At 59.9% G+C, this 22,233-nt stretch carries 21 protein-coding genes; 6 read left to right on the plus strand and 15 right to left on the minus strand.

What is annotated here, in order from left to right; translation table 11 throughout:
• The first annotated feature begins 4 nt into the window (after positions 1-4).
• Entirely contained in the window at positions 5-1,042 is a 1,038-nt protein-coding gene (mgrA, locus tag LCH64_RS06370; protein ID WP_226499783.1) for an L-glyceraldehyde 3-phosphate reductase, read from the plus strand.
• 155 nt (positions 1,043-1,197) lie between these two features.
• Here mgrA and tauD read toward each other — a convergent pair whose 3' ends face one another.
• From tauD to LCH64_RS06405, 7 genes are all read right to left on the minus strand, one after another.
• Complete coding sequence (tauD, locus tag LCH64_RS06375; RefSeq protein ID WP_226499784.1) at positions 1,198-2,040, minus strand: taurine dioxygenase; 843 nt, start codon at positions 2,038-2,040, stop codon at positions 1,198-1,200.
• 155 nt (positions 2,041-2,195) lie between these two features.
• Positions 2,196-3,029 (minus strand): taurine ABC transporter permease TauC, encoded by an 834-nt coding sequence (gene tauC / locus LCH64_RS06380; RefSeq protein ID WP_226499785.1) that lies wholly within the window; start codon positions 3,027-3,029, stop codon positions 2,196-2,198.
• Positions 3,026-3,820, minus strand: coding sequence for a taurine ABC transporter ATP-binding subunit (gene tauB, locus LCH64_RS06385; protein WP_226499786.1), 795 nt, complete (start codon positions 3,818-3,820; stop codon positions 3,026-3,028). The genes tauC and tauB overlap by 4 nt, the downstream gene beginning before the upstream one ends.
• A 16-nt stretch (positions 3,821-3,836) precedes the next feature.
• Entirely contained in the window at positions 3,837-4,814 is a 978-nt protein-coding gene (gene tauA / locus LCH64_RS06390) for a taurine ABC transporter substrate-binding protein (protein ID WP_226499787.1), read from the minus strand.
• A 282-nt stretch (positions 4,815-5,096) separates the two neighbouring features.
• On the minus strand, positions 5,097-6,680 hold the full coding sequence (gene gshA, locus LCH64_RS06395) for a glutamate--cysteine ligase (RefSeq protein ID WP_226499788.1): 1,584 nt from the start codon (positions 6,678-6,680) through the stop codon (positions 5,097-5,099).
• A gap of 318 nt (positions 6,681-6,998) precedes the next feature.
• Positions 6,999-7,382: a PaaI family thioesterase gene (locus LCH64_RS06400; protein ID WP_003220635.1), complete on the minus strand. Its 384-nt coding sequence runs from the start codon at positions 7,380-7,382 to the stop codon at positions 6,999-7,001.
• On the minus strand, positions 7,382-9,706 hold the full coding sequence (locus LCH64_RS06405; protein ID WP_226499789.1) for a Tex family protein: 2,325 nt from the start codon (positions 9,704-9,706) through the stop codon (positions 7,382-7,384). Before LCH64_RS06405 ends, LCH64_RS06400 begins: the two co-directional genes overlap by 1 nt.
• Positions 9,707-10,064: 358 nt before the next feature.
• On the opposite strand from LCH64_RS06405, the gene ompR reads away from it, so the two are divergent.
• Positions 10,065-10,805 (plus strand): two-component system response regulator OmpR, encoded by a 741-nt coding sequence (ompR, locus tag LCH64_RS06410; protein ID WP_003220637.1) that lies wholly within the window; start codon positions 10,065-10,067, stop codon positions 10,803-10,805.
• A 112-nt stretch (positions 10,806-10,917) separates the two neighbouring features.
• Positions 10,918-12,231, plus strand: coding sequence for an ATP-binding protein (locus LCH64_RS06415; protein WP_003220639.1), 1,314 nt, complete (start codon positions 10,918-10,920; stop codon positions 12,229-12,231).
• Between the two features lie 130 nt (positions 12,232-12,361).
• Here LCH64_RS06415 and rimK read toward each other — a convergent pair whose 3' ends face one another.
• Positions 12,362-13,267 (minus strand): 30S ribosomal protein S6--L-glutamate ligase, encoded by a 906-nt coding sequence (rimK, locus tag LCH64_RS06420; RefSeq protein WP_003220641.1) that lies wholly within the window; start codon positions 13,265-13,267, stop codon positions 12,362-12,364.
• Positions 13,264-13,725 (minus strand): ATP-dependent zinc protease, encoded by a 462-nt coding sequence (locus tag LCH64_RS06425; protein WP_007964698.1) that lies wholly within the window; start codon positions 13,723-13,725, stop codon positions 13,264-13,266. Before LCH64_RS06425 ends, rimK begins: the two co-directional genes overlap by 4 nt.
• 234 nt (positions 13,726-13,959) lie before the next feature.
• Between LCH64_RS06425 and LCH64_RS06430 the strand changes: the two genes are divergently transcribed.
• Positions 13,960-14,364 carry an RNA-binding S4 domain-containing protein gene (locus LCH64_RS06430; protein WP_003220645.1) on the plus strand — a complete coding sequence of 135 codons (405 nt, stop codon included), beginning with the start codon at positions 13,960-13,962 and terminating at the stop codon, positions 14,362-14,364.
• A gap of 167 nt (positions 14,365-14,531) precedes the next feature.
• Here the strand turns inward: LCH64_RS06430 and LCH64_RS06435 are convergent, their stop codons facing one another.
• Positions 14,532-15,335 (minus strand): phosphatase PAP2 family protein, encoded by an 804-nt coding sequence (locus tag LCH64_RS06435; protein WP_103485311.1) that lies wholly within the window; start codon positions 15,333-15,335, stop codon positions 14,532-14,534.
• A 105-nt stretch (positions 15,336-15,440) separates the two neighbouring features.
• Between LCH64_RS06435 and hslO the strand changes: the two genes are divergently transcribed.
• Positions 15,441-16,343, plus strand: a complete 903-nt coding sequence (gene hslO / locus LCH64_RS06440) for an Hsp33 family molecular chaperone HslO (RefSeq protein ID WP_103485310.1) — start codon at positions 15,441-15,443, stop codon at positions 16,341-16,343.
• A gap of 181 nt (positions 16,344-16,524) precedes the next feature.
• A complete protein-coding gene (locus LCH64_RS06445; RefSeq protein ID WP_103485309.1) occupies positions 16,525-18,066 on the plus strand; it encodes a phosphoenolpyruvate carboxykinase in 1,542 nt (513 codons plus the stop codon).
• Positions 18,067-18,121: 55 nt separating this feature from the next.
• On the opposite strand, the gene LCH64_RS06450 is transcribed toward LCH64_RS06445, so the two are convergent.
• The 5 genes from LCH64_RS06450 to LCH64_RS06470 all read right to left on the minus strand — a co-directional run bounded on the left by LCH64_RS06450 (position 18,122) and on the right by LCH64_RS06470 (position 22,188).
• On the minus strand, positions 18,122-19,387 hold the full coding sequence (locus LCH64_RS06450) for a HipA domain-containing protein (RefSeq protein ID WP_226499790.1): 1,266 nt from the start codon (positions 19,385-19,387) through the stop codon (positions 18,122-18,124).
• The gene (locus LCH64_RS06455; RefSeq protein ID WP_045122694.1) at positions 19,384-19,875 is read right to left on the minus strand and encodes a helix-turn-helix transcriptional regulator; all 492 of its coding nucleotides are present in this window, start codon (positions 19,873-19,875) and stop codon (positions 19,384-19,386) included. Before LCH64_RS06455 ends, LCH64_RS06450 begins: the two co-directional genes overlap by 4 nt.
• Positions 19,876-20,053: 178 nt before the next feature.
• Positions 20,054-20,233 carry a YhfG family protein gene (locus tag LCH64_RS06460; protein WP_226499978.1) on the minus strand — a complete coding sequence of 60 codons (180 nt, stop codon included), beginning with the start codon at positions 20,231-20,233 and terminating at the stop codon, positions 20,054-20,056.
• A 170-nt stretch (positions 20,234-20,403) separates the two neighbouring features.
• Entirely contained in the window at positions 20,404-20,703 is a 300-nt protein-coding gene (locus LCH64_RS06465) for a hypothetical protein (protein WP_226499791.1), read from the minus strand.
• A 342-nt stretch (positions 20,704-21,045) separates the two neighbouring features.
• On the minus strand, positions 21,046-22,188 hold the full coding sequence (locus tag LCH64_RS06470) for a hypothetical protein (protein WP_103485306.1): 1,143 nt from the start codon (positions 22,186-22,188) through the stop codon (positions 21,046-21,048).
• Between the last annotated feature and the right edge of the window lie 45 nt (positions 22,189-22,233).

The following is a 22,233-nucleotide window of genomic DNA, read 5'->3' on the forward strand; positions in this document are numbered from 1 at the left end:
TTCGATGACTTACAGCGCTGCCGAAAACCGCTACGACTCCATCCCTTACCGCCGTGTCGGCCGCAGTGGTCTGGTACTGCCGGCGCTGTCGCTGGGCCTGTGGCACAACTTCGGCGACAGCACGCCGATCGACACCCAGCGCGCCTTGCTGCGCACCGCGTTCGACCTGGGGATCAACCACTTCGACCTGGCCAATAACTACGGCCCGCCGTACGGCAGCGCCGAGATCAATTTCGGTCGCCTGCTGCGCGAAGACTTCAAGCACTACCGCGACGAGCTGATCATCTCCAGCAAGGCCGGTTGGGACATGTGGCCCGGCCCGTACGGTCAGGGCGGCGGTTCGCGCAAATACGTGCTGGCCAGTCTCGACCAGAGCCTGCAGCGCCTCGGTCTGGACTATGTGGATATCTTCTATTCGCACCGCTTCGACCCGGACACCCCGCTGGAAGAAACCGCCAGCGCCCTCGCCACCGCCGTGCAGCAGGGCAAGGCGTTGTACATCGGTATCTCGTCGTACTCCGGGGTGAAAACCCGCGAGATCGCTGCGCTGCTCAAGGAATGGAAAGTACCGCTGCTGATTCATCAGCCGGCGTACAACCTGCTCAATCGCTGGGTGGAAAAAGACCTGCTCGACACCACCGAAGAACTCGGTACTGGCGTCATCGCCTTCACCCCGCTGGCGCAAGGTCTGCTGACCGACAAATACCTCAACGGCGTGCCGGCGGATGCGCGGGTCAATCGTCCGGGCGGTGGTTCGCTGCAGGCTTCGCACCTGTCCGAGGCCAACATTGCGCATGTTCGCGCATTGAACGAGATCGCCAAGCGTCGCGGTCAGAGCCTGGCGCAACTGGCACTGGCCTGGACCCTGCGTGATCCACGCGTGACCTCGGCGCTGATCGGCGCGAGCCGGCCGGAGCAGATCATCGAGAACGTCGGGGCGTTGAAGAACCTGAGTTTCAGTGCCGAGGAACTGGCGGAGATCGACCGGTTTGCCCAAGAGGGCGGGATCAATCTTTGGGAGAAGCCTTCGACGGCTGAATAATTGTCAGGCGCCGGTTGATCTGGCGCCTGCATTGACGCCTTCGCGAGCAAGCCCGCTCCCACAGTTAATCGCGTTCCTCCTGAAGAAACACGATCAAACTGTGGGAGCGGGCTTGCTCGCGAAGGGGCCTTTAAACACAACACATAAATCAGGCTTTATTTAAAAAACGGCACATCCCCCAACACCGTAGCCCGTTGCATCACCCGTCGTGCCGGACGGTAATCATCCACCGCGTAATGCTGGGTCACGCGGTTGTCCCAGAAGGCAATATCGTCCTTCTGCCAGCGCCAGCGAATGGTGAATTCCGGTCGGGTCGCATGAGCGAACAGGAATTTCAGAATCGCTTCGCTCTCGGTTTCCGACAGTTCGTTGATCTTCGAGGTGAAGCCTTCGTTGACGAACAACGAGCGCCGTCCACTGACCGGATGGGTGCGGATTACCGGGTGTGACAACGGTGGGTTCTTGCGTCGCGCCTCTTCCCACTGGGCCAGGGCTTGCGGCGTATTGCCGTAGCGTTCCAACGGGAAAGAGCGGGTGAAATCGTGAGTCGCGGTCAGCCCCTCAAGCAGGTTTTTCATCGGTGCCGACAGTGCTTCATACGCGGCAATCCCGCTGGCCCACAGGGTGTCGCCGCCAAACTCGGGCAGCAGCTTGGCGCTGAGCACCGCGCCCATCGCCGGGGTCGGCAGGAACGTCACGTCGGTGTGCCAGATCGCGTTGTCGCGCACGTCGGTGACGGCGGTGTCGAGGATCAGCACTTCGGGCTGCTCCGGCACGTTCGGGTAGATCGGGTGAATGTGCAGGTCGCCGAAGTACGCGGCAAAACGCGCCTGTTGCGACGGTTCGATCGGCTGCTCGCGAAAAAACAGCACTTGATACTTGAGCAGCGCCTGCTCGATGGCGTCGCGCTGTTCCAGGTTCAATGGCTGGCTGACGTCGACACCGTTGATCTGCGCGCCGAGGGCCGAGCTTAATGGGGTGATGGTCAGGCTGCTCATGGTGGGTCTCTGGAATTCGGGTTTTGAGCTTTTGGTGGGAGCGGGCTTGCTCCGGGCGGCGTTCCGACGAATGCGGTGTGTCAGAAGACATTTCTGTGACTGATACGCCGCATTCGCGAGCAAGCCCGCTCCCACAGGTTTTGGATGGCAAGTATTCAATGCGCCTGGCCGTGCCACGGCACCAGTTTGCGCTGCAGGGCACGCAGGCCCATTTCCATGGCGAAGGCGATCAGGGCGATCACCAGAATCCCCAGCACCACCACATCGGTGACCAGGAACTGCGCGGCCGATTGCACCATGAAGCCCAAGCCGCTGGTGGCGGCGATCAGTTCGGCGGCGACCAGGGTCGACCAGCCGACGCCCAGACCAATGCGCACACCAGTGAGAATATCCGGCAACGCGCTGGGCAAAATCACATGACGAATCAGTTGCGCGCGAGTGGCACCGAGCGACTGCGCGGCACGCAATTTAGCCGGGTCAACGGTTCGCACGCCGGTCGCGGTAGCGATGGCGATCGGCGCGAAAATCGCCAGGTAGATCAGCAGCACTTTCGACAACTCGCCGATGCCGCACCAGATCACGATCAGCGGCAGATAAGCCAATGGCGGAATCGGCCGGTAGAACTCGATCAGCGGATCAAGCACACCACGGGCAATACGATTGGCACCGATGGCGATGCCCACCGGCACCGCGGTCAGAATCGCGAAACCCAGACCCAGGCCAATGCGGCTCAGGCTCGCGCCCAAGTGCTGCCACAGGGTCGAATCCATGTAACCGGTGGTCGCGAGCAACCAGCCTTTTTGCAGCACGGCGGACGGTGGCGGCAGGAACAGCGGTTCGATCAAACCGCTGGCAGTCACCGCCCACCAGATCACCAGCAAGGCGAACAGGGTCAGCAGGCTGATCCAGCGGGTGCTGAGGCTGCGCCGCACGGGAATCACCACCGATGGGGCTTTTGCTACCGGGGCGGAAACGTCGTAACTGCTCATGCGCGCTCCTGCCGTTGAACGGCGCTGCGTTGCGAGAACACTTTGCTCAGCACGTGCTCGCGGGTCTCGATAAAACGCGGGTCGGATTTGATCGCCCGTGCCGACTCACCGGCGGCGTAGCGCTGACCGAAATCCAGATGCAGACGCTCGACGATCTGCCCCGGATTCGGTGCCAACAGAATCAGGTCAGTGGCGAGAAACACTGCTTCTTCGATGTCGTGGGTAATCAGGAACACCGGTTTGGCGGTGCGCTGCCAGACTTGCAGCAAAAGCTCCTGCATCTGCTCGCGAGTGAACGCGTCGAGGGCGCCGAAGGGTTCGTCCATCAGCAGCACGCGCGGGTCGGCGGCGAGGGCGCGGGCCAGGCCGACGCGTTGTTTCTGGCCGCCGGAAAGCTGCCAGATGCGACGCTTTTCAAAACCGGAGAGGTCGACCAGCGCGAGCATCTCGCGGGCGCGCTGTTCGCGTTTGTCCTTGGCAACGCCGGCCAGTTCCAGACCGAAAGCGACGTTGGCCAGCACGTCCTGCCACGGCAGCAGGGCGTCATCCTGGAACACCACGCCACGTTCGGCGCTCGGGCCTTTGACCGGCACGCCGTCGAGGGTGATGCGCCCGGCGCTGGGTTCGACGAAGCCGGCAATCAGGTTCAACAGCGAAGTCTTGCCACTGCCGGACGGGCCGAGGGCGACCAGCAATTGCTGAGGCCCGAGGGTCAGGGAAATGTCCGCCAGCACCGGTTCCGGGCTGCCCGGGTACTGTGCGCTGATGCGCTCCAGCTGTAGCAAGGCCATCGCAGTTAACTCCCGATCAGTTGGTGATGTATTTGGCGCTGACGTACGGCGCGTAGTCCGGCAGTACGGCTTCGACCTTGCCTTGCTCCTTGAGGAACGCGGCGGTGTCGGTGATGGCTTTGGTGGTCGGCGCGCCGAGGGTGATCACCTGATCAGCCGCCAGCGGGTAGACGTTGCCTTGCAGCAGCAATGGAATGTCGCTGGCCTTGGCGCCAGAGAGCTTCACCAGCTTGTCGACGTGGGACTGGTCGGCGAGCCAGGCTTTCGGGTCCTTGCGGTAATCGGCGTAGGCGTCGAGGGTGACCTTGGCGAACGCGGTGACGATTTCCGGGTGCTTCTCGGCGTAGTCTTTACGCACGATCCACGCATCGAACGTCGGCGCGCCGAACTTGGCCAGTTCGCCGGAAGTGATCAGCACTTTGCCGTTTTCCTTGGCCACACCGAGGGCCGGATCCCAGACGTAAGTGGCGTCGATGTCACCGCGTTTCCATGCGGCGATGATCGCTGGCGGCGCGAGGTTGAGCACGGTGACTTTCGACGGATCGATGTTCCAGTGTTTCAGCGCCGCGAGCAGGCTGTAGTGACCGGTGGACACGAACGGCACGGCGATTTTCTTGCCGATCAGATCCTGCGGGGTCTTGATCCCGGAACCGTCGCGAGCGACCAGCGCTTCGGCGGCACCGATCTGGGTGGCGATGAGGAACGTTTCCACCGGGACTTTGCGGGTGATCGCAGCGGTCAGCGGGCTGGAACCGAGGTAGCCGATCTGCACGTCACCGGAAGCGATGGCGGCGATGATGTCGGCGCCGTTATCGAACTTGCGCCAGCTGATGTCGGCCTTGGTGGCTTTCTCGTAGGCGCCATCGGCCTGGGCGACTTTCGCCGGATCAACGGTGGTCTGGTAGGCGACGGTGAGGTCGGCGGCCTGCGCCAGAAAGCTCGCAGCAGCCAACGAGGCCACGGCCAGCAGGCGAAGCGGGAAATTCAGTTTCATGGGGAGTGCTCCAAGTCAGGCGACCGATGATCGGCGTGAAAGGAGACTAAATGATCTAAGAATCTAAAAATAAATAACTTTTTAGACTTAGCTTATGAGCGGAAAAATCTAAGGCGTGAGGGATTGCTGGTGAGGTCATTGTGGCGAGGGAGCTTGCTCCCGCTGGAGGCCGAAGGACTCCAATATCAATTCATCACGGTGCTTCTTATGCACCGGGGGACTGAAATTGCGACTGCTGCGCAGCCGAGCGGGAGCAAGCTCCCTCGCCACAGGGAATAGTGGTTAGTTGCTGATGGCCAGAATGCTCGCCTGATACGACCCGACAAACACATCGAAATCGCCCACCTCGTTCTGCTCCAGTTCAGCCTGCGCCGCCAGCGACGAACGTGCCAGCTCCTCAAACTTCACTTGCTCATCCGCCGCCAACGGCTCGCTGCGGAAGAACTCGGCATGCGCCTGGCTCTGACGCAGGGAGAATTGCGCGAAGCTCTCCTTGTGCTCGGCCATCGCCGCCAGCACCTGGGCCGAAGGGGTCAGAGACGAATCCTTGACCTTGGCCAGTTGCGCGTCCAGCGCCTTGCTGTGCGCGTCGCCGCCATGGCTCTGATCGAGCAGGGCCGCCAGTGGAGCGATTTTTTCCAGCAGCTCGGCTGCCCAAACCTTCAGCTCGACCGCTTCGCCGTCACGTTGCAATTGCAGACCCGGACGGCGGCCTTCCTTGACCACGCTGAGGAAGTTCGAAGTGGCGTTGCTGCAGGAATTGCTGGTCAGCAACGGACTGTCGTTCAGCGCGCAGTACAGCAGGAACGCGTCGAGGAAGCGCGACTCGGTAAGGTCGATGCCCATCGGCAGGAACGGGTTGATGTCCAGGCAACGCACTTCGACGTACTGAATGCCACGGGCCATCAGGGCCTGGATCGGCCGTTCGCCGGTGTAGGTCACGCGTTTCGGGCGGATGTTGGAGTAGTACTCGTTTTCGATCTGCAGGATGTTGGTGTTGAGCTGTACCCACTCGCCATCCTTGTGCGTGCCGACCTCAACGTACGGCGCGTACGGCGTGGCGACGGCCTTGCGCAGGCTGTCGGTGTAGCTCGCCAGATCGTTGTAGCAAGGCGTCAGGCCGGCCTGGGCGTTGCTTTGGTACCCAAGGTCGCTCATGCGCAGGCTGGTGGCGTACGGCAGATACAAAGTATCCGGATCGAGCTGTTCCAGTTGATGCGAGCGCCCACGGAGGAAACCGGCATCCAGCGCCGGCGAAGCCCCGAACAGGTACATCAGCAGCCAGCTGTAGCGGCGGAAGTTGCGGATCAGCGCGATGTACGACGATGACTGGAAGTCGCGGTCGGTGCCGACGAAACCCTCGGCCTCGCGCAGCAGCGGCCAGAGCTTTTCCGGCAGGGAAAAGTTGTAGTGAATCCCGGCGATGCACTGCATGGTCTTGCCGTACCGCAGGGCCAGGCCCTTGCGGTAGACGTACTTGAGCTGACCGATGTTGGACGTGCCGTAATAGGCGATCGGGATGTCTTCCTCGGCCGGCAACGGGCACGGCATCGATGGACTCCACAGGTACTCGTTGCCGAGCTTGCTGTAGGCAAAGCGATGAATCTTGTCCAGGCTCGCCAGCGTATCGGCCGGATCGGGCAGGGCGGGGGTGATGAATTCCAGCAGCGACTCGGAGTAGTCGGTGGTGATCTGTTCATTGGTCAGCGCGGAACCCAAGGCTTCCGGGTGCGGCGTTTGCGCCAGACGACCTTCACTGGTCACGCGCAGGCATTCACGTTCGATACCGTGGAGGCACTGTTCGAGCAGAGAGAGGTTGGCGCGCTCGCCGAGCAGAGCCAGGCGGCGGTTGAGAAGTTCGCTCAATTTGGATTCCTTCACGCGTCAGTCGCCCCAATATGGGGGTGGGCAGGACGGTCTACAAGGGTGAAGTTGAAACTGGCGTTTTCGCCTGGTTTTTTGGGCTCACGAAGCCCCTTTCGAACCGCCGACTTCAATCCCTGAATCTGGCAGATGCACGCGAAGATTATGCGGTCCCTGTGGGAGCGGGCTTGCTCGCGAATGCGGTGTATCAGTCACAGTCATGCACACTGACACGCCCCTTTCGCGAGCAAGCCCGCTCCCACAGAAAAGCTCGACGCTGCGATCACAGCGCCGAAATTAACTCAAAATGATGAACAACATCTACAGGACAGCGAACGTGCCTTGCGCTTTTGCGACCAGTTTGTCGCCCTGCATCACGTCGGCCTCGACCACCAAAGTGCGGCGGCCCGGGTGGATGACCCGCGCCGTGCACAGCACCTCACCGTCGGACACGGCGCGGATGTAGTTGATCTTGCACTCGATGGTCGCGCTCTGCTGATCGAAGCCGTGGGTGCTGGAACAGGCCAGACCCATGGCGATATCGACCAGACTGAACAGCGCGCCACCGTGCAACTTGCCGCCGCGATTGCGCAGTTGCGGTTCCAACACCAGGGCGACTTGCGCCACTCCGGTTTCCAGGCTGTGCAGGCGGCAGCCCAACAGCTTGAAAAACGCGCTCTCGACGAGCCCGGCCGGAACTTCCATCAGCGTTTCTTCAACTGCTTGGCGTTGGCGAACAGCGAGGCCATGGCGTTGTTCACCGGAGCGGCTGTGGCCGTTTCCTTACGCGGCGCGTTGCCCGAAGACTGGCGCGGTGCCGAGCCTGGACGCGAACCACGGGCACCGTCGATTTTCTCGCCGGGGGTGTCGCTCATGCGCATCGACAGACCGACGCGTTTGCGCGGGATATCGACTTCCATGACCTTCACTTTCACCACTTCACCGGCCTTCACCGCTTCGCGTGGGTCCTTGATGAACTTCTCCGACAGCGCCGAGATGTGCACCAGACCGTCCTGATGCACGCCGATGTCGACGAATGCACCGAACGCGGTCACGTTGGTGACGACGCCTTCGAGGATCATCCCCAGTTGCAGGTCTTTCAGGTCTTCGACGCCTTCCTGGAACTCGGCAGTCTTGAACTCCGGACGCGGGTCGCGGCCCGGTTTTTCCAGTTCTTGCAGGATGTCGGTGACGGTTGGCAGACCGAAGGTTTCGTCGGTGAATTTCTTCGGATCCAGACGCTTGAGGAACGCGGCGTCGCCGATCAGCGAGCGAATGTCGCGATCGGTTTCAGCGGCAATCCGCTGTACCAGTGGATAGGCTTCCGGGTGGACGGCCGAGGAATCCAGCGGGTTGTCGCCGTTCATCACGCGCAGGAAACCTGCGGCCTGTTCGAAGGTTTTCTCGCCCAGACGCGCGACTTTCTTCAGCGCTGCGCGGGTCTTGAACGCACCGTGTTCGTCGCGATGGGCGACGATGTTCTGCGCCAGAGTCGCGTTGAGGCCGGAGATCCGCGCCAGCAGCGCCACCGAAGCGGTGTTCACATCGACGCCGACGGCGTTCACACAGTCCTCGACCACCGCGTCCAGACCACGTGCCAGTTTCAGTTGCGACACGTCATGCTGGTACTGGCCGACGCCGATGGATTTCGGATCGATCTTCACCAGCTCGGCGAGCGGATCCTGCAGTCGACGGGCGATGGACACCGCACCACGGATCGACACGTCCAGGTCCGGGAATTCCTTGGCCGCCAGTTCCGATGCCGAGTACACCGATGCGCCGGCCTCGGAGACCATGACCTTGGTCATCTTCATCGCTGGGTATTTTTTGATCAGCTCGATCGCCAGTTTGTCGGTTTCGCGACTGGCGGTGCCGTTGCCGATGGCGATCAGGTCAACCGAGTGCTTGGCGCACAGGGCGGCCAGAATCGCGATGGTCTGATCCCACTTGTTGTGCGGCACGTGCGGGTAAACCGTGGCGTGATCCAGCAGTTTGCCGGTGGAGTCGACCACCGCGACCTTGCAGCCGGTACGCAGGCCCGGGTCGAGGCCCAGGGTGGCGCGCGGGCCGGCCGGCGCGGCCAGCAACAGGTCATGCAGGTTATGGGCGAAGACGTTGATCGCCTCGGTTTCGGCACTGTCGCGCAGTTCGCCGAGCAGGTCGGTTTCGAGGTGGGTGTAAAGCTTGACCTTCCAGGTCCAGCGCACCACTTCGCCGAGCCATTTGTCGGCGGGGCGGTTCTGGTTCTGGATGCCGAATTGCTGGCCGATCATGCCCTCGCACGGGTGCATGGTGCCCGGCAGTTCGTCGCCGACTTTCAGCGCAGAGCTGAGAATGCCTTCGTTGCGGCCACGGAAAATGGCGAGTGCGCGGTGCGACGGCATGCTTTTCAGCGGCTCGTCGTGTTCGAAGTAGTCACGGAACTTCGCGCCTTCTTCTTCCTTGCCGGCGATCACGCGGGCGCTGATGGTCGCTTCCTGCTTGAGGAAGTTACGCAGCTTTTCCAGCAGGCTGGCGTCTTCGGCGAAGCGCTCCATGAGGATGTATTTGGCGCCTTCCAGCGCAGCCTTGACGTCGGCCACGCCTTTTTCGGCGTCGACGAAGCGGGCGGCTTCGGTTTCCGGCGTCAGGTTCGGGTCGTTGAACAGGCCGTCGGCCAGCTCGCCGAGGCCGGCTTCCAGGGCAATCTGGCCCTTGGTGCGGCGCTTCTGCTTGTACGGCAGGTACAAGTCTTCGAGGCGGGTCTTGGTGTCGGCGAGCTTGATGTCGCGCTCAAGGGCCGGGGTGAGTTTGCCCTGCTCCTGGATGCTGGCGAGGATGCTGATACGCCGTTCGTCGAGTTCTCGCAGGTAGCGCAGACGCTCTTCCAGATGACGCAACTGGGTGTCATCGAGGCTGCCGGTGACTTCTTTCCGGTAACGGGCGATGAAGGGAACGGTAGAGCCTTCATCGAGTAGCGCGACGGCCGCTTCGACCTGTTGCGGGCGTACGCCGAGTTCCTCGGCGATGCGGCTGTTGATGCTGTCCATAAAACCACCTGACATATTGTGAAAGCAGGCTCGCAGGCACGGAAATAAAGGCCCGGAGTCTGGTTGAGCGGCTAGAAAATTGCCGCTGCCTGGGTCAAGAGGCAGCCCATTGACCCGTGAAATCGAACAATTACTGCGGCCACCGGGAAAAAAGCCCGGCCACCTGCGGTAACGATTCAGACGTTGCCTGGCACAAAACGCCGCGCATTATAACCAGCGTTCTGTCATTCGGGGGTGTAGCAGTCTGTAGGCATAAACCCCGGTTTTCTGGCAGTGAAGGAAAAATCTGCTAACAATGCACACGGTGCGTATAACGGCAGCTACGCCATAATGCGCGCCGAGCTAAAAGGAGCATCCAATGAGCAGCACTGCAAACAATGCTGAAGGCGAAAAAATTCTTATTGTTGACGACGATCCGGGGCTGAGCAGCCTGCTGGAACGTTTCTTCGTCAGCAAGGGCTACCGTGCCCGTGCCGTACCGAACACCGAGCAAATGGATCGTCTGCTGTCGCGTGAAGTGTTCAATCTGGTCGTCCTCGACCTGATGCTGCCGGGCGAAGACGGCCTGACCGCATGCCGTCGCCTGCGGGCGGCGAACAATCAGATTCCGATCATCATGCTCACCGCCAAAGGCGATGAGATGAGCCGCATCAAGGGCCTGGAACTGGGCGCCGATGACTATCTGGCCAAGCCGTTCAACCCGGACGAGCTGATGGCTCGGGTCAAAGCGGTTCTGCGTCGTCAGGCCGCACCGGTGCCGGGCGCGCCGGGCAGCGAAGACGAAAATGTCACCTTCGGTGATTACGTGCTGTCGCTGGCGACCCGTGAGCTGAAACGAGGCGAAGAAGTGCACATGCTCACCACCGGTGAGTTTGCGGTACTCAAGGCACTGGTGATGAACGCGCGTCAGCCGCTGACCCGCGACAAACTGATGAACCTGGCCCGTGGCCGCGAGTGGGATGCCCTGGAGCGTTCCATCGACGTGCAGATTTCCCGTCTGCGCCGGATGATCGAGCCGGATCCGTCGAAACCACGCTATATCCAGACTGTCTGGGGTGTGGGCTACGTGTTCGTACCGGACGGCGCCGCCACCAAGTGATCGGCGATTTGTAGGAGCGGGTCTGCGCATCGGGTTGATCGACCCTCTACGCAGACTCGCAATCCGCAATATGCGAGCATTGCTCGCTCCTGCAAGTGTTTAACGGTTATCGATGAAAACCCCCGTCTGGTTCCCCCAAAGTTTTTTCTCCCGCACCCTTTGGCTGGTGCTCATCGTCGTGCTGTTTTCCAAGGCGCTGACCCTGGTTTATCTGTTGATGAACGAGGACGTGCTGGTGGATCGTCAGTACAGCCACGGCGTCGCCCTGACGCTGCGCGCCTATTGGGCGGCCGATGAAGAAAACCGCGCGAAGATCGCCGATGCCGCGACCCTGATCCGGGTGGTCGGCGCCGGGGTGCCGGAGGGCGAACAGCACTGGCCGTACAGTGAAATCTATCAGCGGCAGATGCAGGCGGAGCTGGGCGCCGACACCGAAGTGCGTTTGCGCATGCACTCGCCGCCGGCGCTGTGGGTGCGTGCGCCAAGCCTCGGCGACGGTTGGCTGAAAGTGCCGCTGTACCCGCATCCGCTGCGCGGGCAGAAAATCTGGAACGTGCTCGGCTGGTTCCTCGCCATCGGTTTGCTGTCCACCGCCTCGGCATGGATTTTCGTCAGCCAGCTCAACCAGCCGTTGAAACGTCTGGTATATGCCGCGCGGCAACTCGGTCAGGGTCGCAGCGTGCGTCTGCCGATCAGCGATACGCCCAGCGAGATGACCGAGGTGTATCGCGCCTTCAACCAGATGGCCGAAGACGTCGAGCAGGCCGGCCGTGAGCGTGAGTTGATGCTGGCGGGGGTGTCGCATGACTTGCGCACGCCGCTGACCCGCTTGCGGCTGTCGCTGGAGCTGATGGGCGACCGCAACGATTTGACCGACGACATGGTGCGCGACATCGAAGACATGGACGCGATTCTCGACCAGTTCCTCGCGTTCATTCGCGATGGTCGCGACGAGTCGGTGGAAGAGGTGGACCTGAGCGATCTGGTGCGTGAGGTGGCCGCACCGTACAACCAGAACGAAGAGAAGGTGCGCTTGCGTCTGGAGCCGATCCAGCCGTTTCCACTGCGCCGGGTGTCGATGAAACGCCTGCTGAACAACCTGATCGGCAACGCCTTGAATCACGCCGGCAGCGGCGTCGAGGTTGCGGCTTATGTGTCCGGCGATACCAGCGCACCGTACGTGGTGCTGAGCGTGATGGACCGTGGCGCGGGGATTGATCCGTCGGAGCTGGAAGCGATCTTCAACCCGTTCACCCGTGGCGACCGTGCGCGGGGTGGCAAAGGTACGGGTTTGGGCCTGGCGATCGTGAAGCGGATTGCTTCGATGCATGGCGGCAATGTCGAGTTGCGCAACCGCTCCGGGGGCGGACTGGAGGCGCGAGTGCGATTGCCGTTGGGGTTGATGTTGCCGCGGGATGCCGTCTGACAGCCGAGATATTCAGTGGGGCTGATGGCCCCTTCGCGAGCAAGCCCGCTCCCACAGCGGAACGCATTCCAAAATGTGGGAGCGGGCTTGCTCGCGAACGCGGCCGCCCAGCCACCACATTTCTGACGGGTTAACCCTTGCCCTTGGTCCGAGTCATATTCGGCCCGCCATTCTTCTCAAGGTGTTCGATGATGATCCCCGCCACGTTCTTACCGGTGGTGGTCTCGATCCCTTCCAGGCCCGGCGACGAGTTCACTTCCATCACCAGCGGGCCGTGGTTCGAACGCAGAATATCCACACCCGCCACCGCCAGCCCCATGACCTTGGCCGCACGCAACGCGGTCATGCGTTCTTCCGGGGTGATCTTGATCAGGCTCGCGCTGCCGCCACGGTGCAGGTTGGAGCGGAACTCGCCCGGCTTGGCCTGACGTTTCATGGCCGCGATCACCTTGTCGCCGACCACGAAGCAGCGGATGTCGGCACCGCCGGCCTCCTTGATGTATTCCTGGACCATGATGTTCTGCTTCAGGCCCATGAACGCCTCGATCACCGATTCGGCCGCGGTCGCGGTTTCGCACAGCACCACGCCGATACCCTGGGTGCCTTCCAGCACTTTGATCACCAGCGGCGCGCCGTTGACCATGTCGATCAGGTCGGGAATGTCATCCGGCGAGTGGGCGAAGCCGGTTACCGGCAGGCCGATGCCGCGCCGCGACAGCAGTTGCAGCGAACGCAGTTTGTCCCGCGAACGGGCGATGGCTACGGACTCGTTGAGCGGAAACACGCCCATCATTTCGAACTGGCGCAACACGGCGCAACCGTAGAACGTCACCGACGCACCGATCCGCGGGATCACCGCGTCGAAGCCTTCCAGCGGCTTGCCGCGATAGTGGATCTGCGGCTTGTGGCTGGCGATGTTCATGTAGGCGCGCAGGGTGTCGACCACTACCATTTCATGCCCGCGTTCGGTGCCGGCTTCGACCAGACGACGGGTGGAATACAGACGCGGATTCCGCGACAGCACAGCGATCTTCATGCAACACCTGTGGAGGAGGTAGATACCGGGAACACCGGCTTGTCTTGTACATACTTGATGCCCGGATTGACCACCAACTGGCCGTCGATCAGGGCTTTGGAACCGAGCAACAGGCGATAGCGCATGGACTTGCGGCAGGCGAGGGTGAACTCGACTGCCCAGACCCGATCACCGAGGGCCAGGGTGGTGCTGATCACATAGCGCACCTGGGCCTGGCCGTTGGAGCTTTTAATGGTTTTTCGCGTCACCAGCGGTGCTTCGCAGCGCCGGTGACGCAACTGCACCACCGTGCCCAGGTGCGCGGTGAAGCGCACCCACTTCTCGCCGTCGCGTTCGAACGGCTCGATGTCGGTGGCATGCAGGCTGGAGGTGCTGGCGCCGGTGTCGATTTTCGCCCGCAGGCCCGCGACTCCCAGATCAGGGAGCGCCACCCACTCGCGCAGACCGACAACGGTCAAATGGTCAAATGTCTTCAAAGGTACTCAACCGGCAGAAACCGCTCGGGCCACGTACGGCCGAATTCGCGGTATTCACGCAGAATAATGGTTAAAAGGCGACAGATATCTACGGCCCGGATTGCCGACCCCTCAAGCGGGTGTCGGCTGCTGCGCATTGTAATCCGGGACGGCGTAATTCATGGCACGACAGAAACGGTAGTACAGTTCATCAATATTTCAGAATGAGGAAATTCCATGGCACAAAAAAGCGAAGAGGACGACAAGGTCCGTCTCGACAAGTGGTTGTGGGCGGCGCGCTTTTATAAAACCCGGGCCCTGGCCAAAGCCGCGATCGAGAGTGGCAAGGTGCATTGCCGAGGTGACCGCTGCAAGCCTGGCAAAGAGCCACGCATTGGTGATGAATTCGAGATTCGTACCGGCTTTGAAGAGCGCACGGTGAGGGTCGAAGCCTTGTCGATCGTGCGTCGCGGCGCACCCGAGGCGCAGACGCTGTATACCGAGACCGAGGCGAGTATTGCCAAACGTGAAGCGGCAGCGGCGATGCGCAAGGCCGGGGCGTTGGGCGTGAGCACCGATGGCAAGCCGAGCAAGAAGCAGCGGCGGGATCTGTTTAAGTTTCGTGGCAGCAGCAACGAGTAGTGTGCGACGAACACACTTGTGGCGAGGGAGCTTGCTCCCGCTGGCGTCCGAAGGACGCCCTGTACAGGCGAGCACGTATTTCAAAATACAACTGCATCGACGGGTAAAGCGACTGCTACGCAGCCGAGCGGGAGCAAGCTCCCTCGCCACAGGTCTTAACGCGACTGTCAGTTTGCGGCAGACACCACACTCATCCGCGAAACCACCGGCAGCTTGCCCAGCAAAGCGAAAATCGGCGCCGTTACCTTCAGCCAGAAATTCGCCGCGTGACAGGCAAACGGCGTGTAGTAACCCCAGCCCAACGCCCACACCGCCAGCAGCAGGCCGCCGATGTAATCGTCCTGCCCCCAATGTGCGCCGGCCACCAGACGCGGCAGCATGAACAGCAGCGCCAGGCCCCAGACCGTCAGGAACTGCCCGACCGTACGGCTGAACACGCCCATGAACAGCGCCCAGATCAGCAACACCGAAGCGTGGTCACCGGGGAAGCTCTGGCTTGAGCGATCCTTCAGCTCCCAGGCTTTTTCCAGTTGCGGGAAGTAGTCACTGAGGTGCACCGCGCCTTCCAGCACCATCGACGGACTGTTGTGTTGCCAGTCCATGTAGTCGGCGAATTTGGAAAACAGCGCGCGGATCACCACCATCAACAGCAGAATGGAGAAAAAACCGAAGAAGGCGCGACGCACATCAATCGCCTTGAACACCCAGTCGCCCTTGATCAGCAGCGTCAGCAGAATCAGTCCGACAACGATGTCGAACGGGCGCAGACTTGCAATTGCCCAGATGTGGAGCCATATGGGGTTGCTGGCCAGTGGTGCATTGAGTGAGCGAAACAGCCACTCGTCGAAAATCACACACAGCATCTGGCCCGTAGGCCATAACCAGAAAGCCAGTAGCGCTAATGGCACTACGTTACACAGAACCAGCCGGCCGAGGTTCCACCTTGATTGGAACAAACCCGGATTGTTCATAAAATGCCTCCCGTGGCTGAACGTTTTGCACCAAACAGGTGCGAAGAAAGCGCGGGATTTTCATCTTTTGTAACCTTTTTGTCATCAATTCAGATACCCAGACCTATGACCGACCTACCGGATACCGACTACACCCAACGCTTCATCTTCGATGACAGCGACACTCGCGGCGAACTGGTGGCGCTGGAACGCAGCTACGCCGAAGTCCTCGCCAAGCACCCGTACCCGGAGCCGGTCGCGCAGTTGCTGGGCGAACTGATGGCGGCCGCTTCGTTGCTGGTGGGCACCTTGAAGTTCGACGGCTTGCTGATTCTGCAGGCGCGTTCCGAAGGCCCGATTCCGCTGCTGATGATCGAATGCTCCAGCGAGCGCGAGATCCGTGGTCTGGCGCGATACAACGCCGAGCAGATCGCGGCCGATGCCACGCTTGCCGACCTGATGCCGGGTGGTGACCTGACCCTGACCGTCGACCCGACGATCGGCCAGCGTTACCAGGGTATCGTCGACCTCGATGGTGAAACCCTGTCGGAATGCTTCACCAATTATTTCGTCATGTCGCAACAGGTCGGCACGCGCTTCAAGCTGTTCGCCGACGGTCGTCGTGCCCGTGGCATGCTGCTGCAGCAACTGCCGGCCGACCGTCTGAAAGACGAAGAAGACCGCGCCGCCAGCTGGCAGCACATCACCGCGCTGGCCAGCACCCTGACCGCCGATGAATTGCTCAGCCTGGACAACGAAACCGTGCTGCATCGCCTCTACCACGAAGAGCAGGTACGACTGTTCGATGTGCAGAACCTGCGCTTCCGTTGCAGCTGCTCGCGGGAACGCTCGGGCAATGCGTTGGTCAGTCTGGGTCTGGAAGACGCGCAGGCACTGGTGGCCGAACGCGGTGGCGAAATCGAGATCGATTGCCAGTTCTGCAACCAGCGTTATCTGTTCGATGCGGCCGATATTGCTCAGTTGTTCGCTGGCGCAGGCGTCGACACGCCGTCAGATACCCGGCACTAAAACGGTTCAGCGCAGGTAAATTCACTGCGTAACGACGGAATTTCGCCGTTACGACGGGAGGACCCTACTCTTTTTGGGCTTTTCTGGCATAATCCGGCCCACTTTTTTCGCGGTAGTAGTGCACGACTTTCTACTACAAAACGTTTGGAGCACACTCGGCCACTGGCCGACGGGGAACCTCATGACGCAAGCCAATAACGCCGTGTACACCGATCTGAGTGTTGATGATCTGGTAAAAGAAGCCCTGCAACGCGGTGAGGGCGAGCTTGCCGATACCGGCGCTCTGGTCGTTCGCACCGGTCACCGTACCGGTCGTTCGCCAGTCGATCGTTTCATCGTTGAAGAGCCTTCCACCCAGGCCGCTATCGCCTGGGGCCCGATCAACCGCAAGTTCCCGGCCGACAAGTTCGACGCGCTGTGGGCTCGTGTCGAGGCGTTCAACAACGCGCAAGAGCACTTTGTTTCCCATGTGCATGTAGGTGCGGCTGAAGATCACTACCTGGCCGTGAAAATGACCACCCAGACTGCCTGGCAGAACCTGTTCGGTCGTTGCCTGTTCATCAACCCGGCCCAGTACAACCCGGCCGGTCGTGACGAGTGGCAAGTGCTCAACGTGGCCAACTTCGAGTGCGTACCAGAGCGTGACGGCACCAACTCCGATGGTTGCGTGATCATCAACTTCGCGCAGAAAAAAGTGCTGATCGCCGGCATGCGTTACGCCGGTGAGATGAAGAAAGCCATGTTCTCCGTGCAGAACTTCCTGCTGCCGGCCGCTGACGTGCTGCCAATGCACTGCGCTGCCAACATCGGCGAAGAAGGCGACGTGACCCTGTTCTTCGGTCTGTCGGGTACCGGTAAAACCACCCTGTCGGCTGACGAAAGCCGTTACTTGATCGGTGACGACGAACACGGCTGGGGCGAAGGCGTTGTCTTCAATATCGAAGGTGGCTGCTACGCCAAGTGCATCGACTTGTCCGAGAAGAACGAGCCGGTCATCTGGAAAGCCATCAAACACGGCGCTGTGCTGGAAAACGTGGTCATCGACGACGCCAAACACGCCGACTACACCGATGTCAGCCTGACCCAGAACAGCCGCGCGGCCTACCCGCTGGAGCACGTTGCCAAGCGTTCCGAGCAGAACCTGGGCGGCGAGCCAAACGCTGTAATCTTCCTGACTTGCGACCTGACCGGCGTGCTGCCGCCAGTGTCGATCCTCAACGAAGAACAAGCGGCCTACCACTTCCTGTCCGGCTACACCGCGCTGGTGGGCTCGACTGAAATGGGTTCGGGCAGCGGCATCAAGTCGACCTTCTCCACCTGCTTCGGCGCGCCGTTCTTCCCGCGTCCGGCTGGCGAATACGCCGAACTGCTGATCAAGCGCATCCGCGGCTTCGGCTCCAAGGTCTACCTGGTCAACACCGGCTGGACCGGCGGCGGCTACGGCGTCGGCAAACGCTTCAACATCCCGACCACCCGTGCGGTGATCGCTGCAATCCAGAGCGGCGCGCTGATCGGTGCCGCCACCGAGCACCTGGACACCATCAACCTCGACGTGCCACTGGCCGTACCGGGCGTTGAAACCAACCTGCTCAACCCACGCAACACCTGGGCTGACAAGGCTGCGTACGACGAAGCGGCCAAGGCCCTGGCCGGTCTGTTCATCGAGAACTTCAAGAAGTTCGAAGTGAGCGACGCGATCAAGGCTGCGGGTCCCAATTTGTAAGATTGGTTCGTTGTGAACTAAAAAGCCGCCTCCAGGGGCGGCTTTTTTGTGGGCATTAAAGGGCACTAAACGCTGTTGCCATAAGGTCCTGTTCACGCTTGGATAGTCCCAATACACGTGCTACTTCCGGCCAGTTGCTGATCTCGGATTTAAAGTGCTCAATTATTTCTTCTGCATGTATCGAGCTCACTCGAAAATACCCCGCCACTTCCCTCGCCAGCTCCAGATCCAACGCGTTGTCAGCATCAGTGATGTTCAGCTTCAACCCATCTGCATGCGCTACGGGGTTCATGTCATACGCTGCCGACAAGCGCCATCCCCGACCGGGATCCAGAATAAATCCGTGATTACGCAGGTGGTCGTCGGTGTTGGATACCAGGATGTTGAAGACGATTCTCGACCATAACTCGCGAAGGTCTGCATTGGGCTCCGAACCGTGTTCCATGAGTACTTCCGCCAACTCAAGGTAGCTGGCGCCTGTTGAAGCGTCGTCGCCGTCGGTGCGGTTGGTCAGGGTCATGGCTGAGGCGAAGTGGTGGCGCCCACCGCGTTCGGTTCGGTCGAAGCGTTTGATCAGAAAACAGTGGTGGTCGCTCGCGTAACGTCGTGCCATGCCGGTTGCGACACGTAGCCCGCAGTTGACCGCCAAGGCGTTCACCAGCATTTCCCAGCCACCTACATCGAAGTCGTCTCGCGTACTCGGAAACTTGGCGATCCACAGTTGGCCATGCTCGTCGACCACACTGGCTTTTGGTCTGGCGCCGCCCAGTGAGCCACCCGGCGCGATGAGCATTCTTAGCCATTCGCGGCCATCGAGTGCGGTGTTGTCCGTGTCGTTTTCCAAGGCCAGACTCGCCTGTTCCAGCGCACGCAATTCAACAAAGGGTGGGGCAGCAACGCCATCGCGATCGTCGAGAAAATTACCCTCGTCGTTGAGCTTGTAGCGGATGGCGCCGACGCGGAACTGGTCATGCACGCCAAGGAGATAGTCAGACTCGAATAGCTTGCTGCCCTTGGGAATCAAACCGTCGCGGATATCCCTCTCCAGGCGCCGCTTCATTAACAGTCGGCCCCAACGATCAGGGCTTGAGTCAGCGAAGACGCCAAAACGAGTCTGATGTTGACCAGGAAACTGACGTCCTTGAAAAAGTCCGATTCGTGGGTCCAGCTGTGTGAAGCTTAACTCGGGGTCGGCCAGCGCTACGGGATCGTATTCAAACTCGAATACGTTGGTATTGCGTGTCTTACGGGCATGCAGGAAGCCGAGACGCCTGGCGCCGTTCAACGATTCCCAATCTGCATAAACAGCGATCAGCGTCATTTTTCACCTGTCGTGGAGCCTGGCTTTTTCTTCTTCAACAGATTGGAGAGAGTGTGCGTGTTGATTGGAAAATCGTCCGGAAGTTTTGTTGTAGTAGCGGCATCGATGACGCTTGAAGTCTCGCTGTGATCGGATGCAGCTTTTTTTAACGCGCTGACTCCGCGTACTCGCTGTGGCTTTTTGATTGGGGATCTTGATGCAGGCATTAACTGAGCATCCTGTAGCTGTCGGCCCATTTCATCGGTCGCGGCAAGCTGATTCAGATCCTTTTCCAGGCCCAGCACCTGCATGACCGACAGATAAGCGCCGATGGTTACTCCTGATTCGCCTGACTCCAGATTGCGCAAGGTGGTCAGCGACATGCCTGACCGTTCAGCGACCTGCTTTGCCGTCAGCTTGCGGCGTAGACGAGCCAGCTTCAGCCGTTCGCCAAATTCGGACAGCAGTCGAGCGGAGGCGGGCAGAAGTGGCGCTGTTTTCTTGGCCATGTGGCAGTATTCCTTCATTTTTTTTCCTTAACTGCCAGAATAATAGCACTTAAGTAGAAGGTTGCCTCTTGGCGTGGAGTCGGCAATAACGGCTCCTGTTAACTGCCATTATTCAAGATTTTTTTCATGTAAACAGCCAGAATAATGCCACTTAAGCGCCGCAGATCACTCTCTGGGATCAGCTAGTGTTGTGACGGTATCGATCAAGGATTTGCTGCCGAACAGGCAATGATTCAGCCGCATCGGCAGGCACCGTTTCAAAGCCTTCAATGCGTAAACTGGCGAGATAACTCGAGCGGTGTACTTTGTCGTAATAGGCTTGTTTCTGCTGAAAAGTCAGCGTGTTCTTTTCAGATATTTTCGGAGCAAGGGGCGAGTTGCAGCGCTGCGCGTGCAAGATCTCGTCCATTTCCTGAACGCTTTCCATCAGTGCATCAAAAAACTCGCTCATGGTTGCTCCAATGTTTGATCACGTTTTTATTGATCGCTCTCAGGTGATGCGGCAGAGCGATCCGAACATTGTCAATCTCAGGCCGGTGCTTTCCAGCCGAGCATCTGCTGCTGCGCGACCTGCAGCAGGTCACAGCCATCCTGCGTCAGCAGATAGAGGGCGTGGGTGATGTGGGGGATGTCTTCGACGTCGCCTTGTTTGAAGCTGAGGCAGTAGAGGGTTTTCAGCAGGTCGCTGGAGGCGCGCAGGCGCTGGACGGCGCATTCGAGGATGTCTTGCGGGTTGGCCTCTGTGTCGATGATCAGGGGCTTGGTGTCGGTGAGGCTGGATTCGAGTGAGCGGTAGCGATCGAGGGGGAGCGGGGTCCATGCTTTCATAGTGTGTATTCCAAATGTCGTGAGGATTCATCCCACCGTGACCAAGCGATGGGAGGCGAACTGTGTTCGGGTTGGTCAACCGAAGGAACACACAAGTCCGGCACGCTCAAAGGCGTCCCAAACACAGCCACCATTAAGCGTGCAGACATTTGAACTGCCGGCAGCATACAACGGACGCATTTATGTGTCCCTCCGGGTGACCAAGCCCGAGCCGCTGATTTGCCAGCGACAGTCACGACTATAGATAGGTGCCCTCAAGCCGCGATAGGCGACAAAGAGTCGTGGCGTGTAGGAACGGGATGAAGATTGCATCGGACGTTCCTACCGATTTTTAATCGTTTTTCAACGTAAATGCTGATACGCCGAAATATCCAGCAAGCTGGTTGCCAGGCCGGTCGCCGGCTTGTAGATCTCGCCCTTCACGCTGGTGAACGGTACACCTTTGCTGCCCAGCGAAACGTAGCGCTCGCCTTGGTCCAGCTCGGTGAAGTAGGTGTAGGAAAGTTTGTGCATCAATTTGTATTTGGCTTCATCGCGTGCGATGCCGTTGGTGAGGTTTTCCAGATCGGCCTGGGTCAGATTCAACGTTTTTTGCAGTCGTACGCCCCAGCGTTTGAGGCAGGTTTCGGCGAGGTGGCGCACGATGCGTCCGGGCTCGGACAGCGCTTTCAGATCGCTGGCGCCGGTCGGGACGCCGCCACTGCTGGTGGCATTGCCGGCCATGGTGGCGTGGCGGCCAGCCATAGGATAGATGTAGGTTTTAGTGCCGGTAGCGGTCTGTGGGATGACGCAACTGAACCCTTTGGAGCGTTCGTCACGAGCATAGAACGCTACATACTCTTTGACATTGCCCGCGAGTTTGACGCGCTCTTCCTGAAAGTTACCAATGCCTGGCACGGGATCAAGCGCAAAGATATTGACCGGGATGTTTTTCAGCAGACTATCCTTGAACATTGCATTGGCCAACATATGGCAACTGATGCCGCCCCGGCTCCAACCGACGAGATTGACTTGAGTAGGAATAACACCATCCTTGCGGTGGGTTTTGATGATTCCTTCCTGTAATTGCTGCTGGGTAATGCTGCGATTACCGTAATTATATTTGCGCCAAAACCACGAACCCTCGGCTTTTACATCTTCAATCGGAATGCCGGCAGCCTTCAGGCGATTGTATTCGGCTTCAGTCAGTTGCTCGCGTTGCCAGTCGCACTTGCCCTTGATGATATTGAGCGCGTGCAACACGTTTTCTTCCCAGCCCTTGCCGAACAAGGTGCCGCTCATGCCGTATTCCTTGGTCTTGGTGAATAGATCGTCGGCCTGCATGTTGCCGCTGCCGGGGCCATCGACCACGATCCACTCGGCAAACTCGTAACCCGTATGATTGGCAGCCAAGGTGGAAATCAGTTCGCCGTTCCAGAAGTTTTCGTGGGCGACGTCGAATTTATTGGAACCAGTGCCGCAAAAAAAGATAGTTAAAACAGTCATTGTGTTGCTCTCGGTGAAAGTAAGAGTCAACAACTTAGTTCTATT

It is taken from the genome of Pseudomonas sp. MWU16-30322 (genome assembly GCF_020515535.1).
In the GTDB taxonomy this organism is placed as follows: Bacteria; Pseudomonadota; Gammaproteobacteria; order Pseudomonadales; family Pseudomonadaceae; genus Aquipseudomonas; species Aquipseudomonas fluorescens_H.

Coding starts and splice junctions, on each gene's coding strand:
- LCH64_RS06430 (WP_003220645.1), top strand. CDS start 13,960: ATGGCACAAAAAAGCGAAGAGGACGACAAGGTCCGTCTCGACAAGTGG.
- tauD (WP_226499784.1), bottom strand. CDS start 2,040: ATGAGCAGCCTGACCATCACCCCATTAAGCTCGGCCCTCGGCGCGCAG.
- LCH64_RS06470 (WP_103485306.1), bottom strand. CDS start 22,188: ATGACTGTTTTAACTATCTTTTTTTGCGGCACTGGTTCCAATAAATTC.
- LCH64_RS06450 (WP_226499790.1), bottom strand. CDS start 19,387: ATGACGCTGATCGCTGTTTATGCAGATTGGGAATCGTTGAACGGCGCC.
- LCH64_RS06435 (WP_103485311.1), bottom strand. CDS start 15,335: ATGAACAATCCGGGTTTGTTCCAATCAAGGTGGAACCTCGGCCGGCTG.
- LCH64_RS06400 (WP_003220635.1), bottom strand. CDS start 7,382: ATGGAAGTTCCGGCCGGGCTCGTCGAGAGCGCGTTTTTCAAGCTGTTG.
- hslO (WP_103485310.1), top strand. CDS start 15,441: ATGACCGACCTACCGGATACCGACTACACCCAACGCTTCATCTTCGAT.
- LCH64_RS06415 (WP_003220639.1), top strand. CDS start 10,918: ATGAAAACCCCCGTCTGGTTCCCCCAAAGTTTTTTCTCCCGCACCCTT.
- LCH64_RS06445 (WP_103485309.1), top strand. CDS start 16,525: ATGACGCAAGCCAATAACGCCGTGTACACCGATCTGAGTGTTGATGAT.
- tauA (WP_226499787.1), bottom strand. CDS start 4,814: ATGAAACTGAATTTCCCGCTTCGCCTGCTGGCCGTGGCCTCGTTGGCT.
- LCH64_RS06405 (WP_226499789.1), bottom strand. CDS start 9,706: ATGGACAGCATCAACAGCCGCATCGCCGAGGAACTCGGCGTACGCCCG.
- tauC (WP_226499785.1), bottom strand. CDS start 3,029: ATGAGCAGTTACGACGTTTCCGCCCCGGTAGCAAAAGCCCCATCGGTG.
- LCH64_RS06455 (WP_045122694.1), bottom strand. CDS start 19,875: ATGGCCAAGAAAACAGCGCCACTTCTGCCCGCCTCCGCTCGACTGCTG.
- rimK (WP_003220641.1), bottom strand. CDS start 13,267: ATGAAGATCGCTGTGCTGTCGCGGAATCCGCGTCTGTATTCCACCCGT.
- mgrA (WP_226499783.1), top strand. CDS start 5: ATGACTTACAGCGCTGCCGAAAACCGCTACGACTCCATCCCTTACCGC.
- tauB (WP_226499786.1), bottom strand. CDS start 3,820: ATGGCCTTGCTACAGCTGGAGCGCATCAGCGCACAGTACCCGGGCAGC.
- ompR (WP_003220637.1), top strand. CDS start 10,065: ATGAGCAGCACTGCAAACAATGCTGAAGGCGAAAAAATTCTTATTGTT.
- LCH64_RS06465 (WP_226499791.1), bottom strand. CDS start 20,703: ATGAAAGCATGGACCCCGCTCCCCCTCGATCGCTACCGCTCACTCGAA.